This window comes from Nitrospira sp. BLG_2, from assembly GCF_049222245.1.
Window position 1 is genome coordinate 1 of the sequence record NZ_JBLYIG010000207.1, and the last position, 1,805, is coordinate 1,805.

Consider the following 1,805-nt stretch of genomic DNA (forward strand, 5'->3'; position numbering starts at 1 on the left):
AGATGGCGCGGCGATCGAATTGCGCAAAGCCGTCGCCGTTGACCGGATCGTTGAGAAAAAACGTGAAATTCGTGAAGAGATCCAGCCGGTAATATTGGCCATACGCCTTCATGTAGAACTGGCCGCCCGACGTCGTGTCATAATGGTAGTCTGCTTGGGCGGTCGTACGCAGTGTGTTTCCTCCCTCATAGGGATCGATCGCGCCGAACCGATTCAGCGTGCCGAAATCCACGGCCCGCAACGGAATCTCGCCGGACCCGTCCCATTTGGAATAAAGAAACGTTCCTTTGACGCTGAGTTCGTCCCGTCCAGTCAGATAGGTCGTGATTTTACCCAACAGATTGGTGCGAACATACTGGTTGTCGTTGATATATGGACCATTGGTGTAATACCCTTCGGCCGCGAACAGGCTGCGCACCCGCTCTTTGGTCGGAGAAAACATCAGCATGTATCGCTGGGTGCTGAATTCCCCGCCGGCGCCTTGAATCATGCCTTCTTTCACCACCTGACGCGTTCGAAAATTGATCGCGCCTGCTGTTGAAAAATCTCCGTACTCGGGTAGATAGGCGCCTTTATTGACTTCGACGCCTTCAATCGTTTCGGGAATGATGAAGTTCAAATCGGCGTAGCCTTGTCCGTGCGCATGGCTGCGCAGATTAATCGGCATCCCGTCAAGGAAGAACGCGACATCCGTCCCGTGGTCGGCATCGAAACCCCGCAGAAAATACTGGTCGGCTTTTCCCGCTCCGCCGGAATGTTCAACGGCCAGCATGCCGGGAATCAACCGCAGAATCTGTGCCGGTCTCCCTTGAGGCTGCAGCACGATTTCTTTGTCTGGAATGAATTGCTGAGAGGAGGCCGCCACCGGTTTTTCACCGATGACGGCGATTTCCGGCACTTCCAGTACAGGCTCGTCCGGGTCATGGGCTTGGACCTGTTCCCAAAAGCTGAGAACAGCCGCAAGAGCAAGCACGAAGGTTATTGCGCGTGTCATGTCCACCATTCCTCGTCATGAATTGTGTGGACGGATGAGACGCCCACAATGGTCTCTCGACAGTCGGCTCATCGACCGGCGCAGACCCTCGTGGCCTCGCAACTCTGAACGGATGGGAATCGCCGCTAGACTTGGCAGGTTGCTTGTACGGCAACGCGAACGCGTGAGAGACACTCGTCGATCAACGTATCCATCGTGCGGCCTTCAGTCCCCACAATTTCGACCCGGACCCGATTCAGCGGCAACAACACCTTCTTGGCCTTCGCCTCAAGAATCGTTTTGGCGACTTCAGGAGTGACTTCACCCAACATCGCGCCAGGCAACACCATATTCAGCGAGGCGACAATGACATCAGCCGTCGGCGCCAGCTTGGAGATCGCCTCGGCTCCTGATGCGACCTGTTCGGCCCCGGCCTCTTTCATCGCCTTGGCCGCGGCAAGATTGGTTCCCAACGCCAGGATCTGACAATCGAGATTCAACGTTTCGCGCAACCCCGTCACCAGACGGGAACCCAATCCTCCACCGCGTCCATCGATGACACATACGCGCATGGAGTCAGACCAATCCTTTGCCGGTGGTGGTCATGGTCAATTTGCCGTGCTTGACGCCTTTCACGCTCACAAGGGCATCGGCAACTTTTCTGATTTCCGAGCCTTTTCCCTTCACCACCAACACTTCTAGACAATGGTCATGATCGAGATGCACAGGCATGCCCGACAAAATCTGCGCATGGTGGTCGTGCTGAATATCCGTCAATTTACTGGTCAGGTCCCGCACATGATGATCGGACACAAACGTGATCGTGCCGACC

Annotated in this window: 3 protein-coding genes; all 3 read right to left on the minus strand. The window is 55.6% G+C overall.

Going from position 1 to position 1,805, the window contains the following annotated elements:
- A partial coding sequence (locus ACOSYY_RS05775) for a TonB-dependent receptor (protein WP_421661315.1) occupies positions 1–994 on the minus strand: 994 nt, incomplete at its 3' end.
- A 125-nt stretch (positions 995–1,119) separates the two neighbouring features.
- Positions 1,120–1,545 (minus strand): DUF3842 family protein, encoded by a 426-nt coding sequence (locus ACOSYY_RS05780; RefSeq protein WP_421661316.1) that lies wholly within the window; start codon positions 1,543–1,545, stop codon positions 1,120–1,122.
- A 4-nt stretch (positions 1,546–1,549) separates the two neighbouring features.
- The coding region (nikR, locus tag ACOSYY_RS05785; RefSeq protein WP_421661317.1) for a nickel-responsive transcriptional regulator NikR at positions 1,550–1,805 on the minus strand (256 nt) is incomplete at its 5' end.